This window comes from Hyphomonas sp. UBA3601, from assembly GCF_002375605.1.
Taxonomy (GTDB): domain Bacteria; phylum Pseudomonadota; class Alphaproteobacteria; order Caulobacterales; family Hyphomonadaceae; genus Hyphomonas.
On record NZ_DFME01000110.1, the window covers coordinates 7,683 to 8,401 of the forward strand.

The 719-nt window shown below is 62.3% G+C and carries 1 protein-coding gene; it reads right to left on the reverse strand.

Annotation, left to right across the window (positions count from 1 at the left end; genetic code table 11):
* Positions 1–278: 278 nt before the first annotated feature.
* A partial coding sequence (locus tag B4F73_RS11200; protein ID WP_290481256.1) for a serine hydrolase occupies positions 279–719 on the reverse strand: 441 nt, incomplete at its 5' end.

The window sequence follows — 719 nt, forward strand, 5'->3', positions numbered from 1 at the left end:
AGAAAGCGCGGCATAGTCCACGCGGTTCACGCCGTCCGTGCTTTCATGGACATAGGTTTCAAGAAGCTGGGTCCATGCGTCATTTCCCTGCGCCACACCGGGCAGGGCGAGGCAGCTTGCCAGAGCCAGGCCAACGAGCGGGCGAACAAGAAAGTGGAGATCAGGCATAAGCATCGGGTCTGAAGTATGGGGCGAAAGATGCCCCCGCATAGCCTGATGCCTGGAAAAGATCGCGTCACGACTGCGTGCGCCGGGCTAACGCCCTCGTGAGGGAGATGTCAGCGACTGCCTGCGCTGGCGTGCGCGTCCAGCTCCATCCAGTCCCGGAAGGGTAGGTTGTAGACCATATCCATGACCTCGAACCCTATCCCATTGGGGCGGCGAGAGCTCGAGTTCCAGAGAATGACGACTCCGGTGTCGCGGTCCGGATCGAACAGGATATAGGATCGGTAGCCTTCCACCGCGCCGCGATGGCCAACCACCCGGTCGCCCGCCTCTCCGTATTTGTAGACGCGCCAGCCAAGCGCGTAGCGGGCATCCCGGACTGTACCCCGATAGCGTCGGGACATGCCCGATTGTTCGCGCCGCGTGTAAATGCGCGGGGTCTGGAGCAGTTCGAGGGCGGAATCACTGAGGATATCCGGCAGCAATCCCATATGCGCCCGGGCATAGAGCGCAAGATCGCGGATCGAACCGTTCACGCCGCCGGCTGCAGGGAC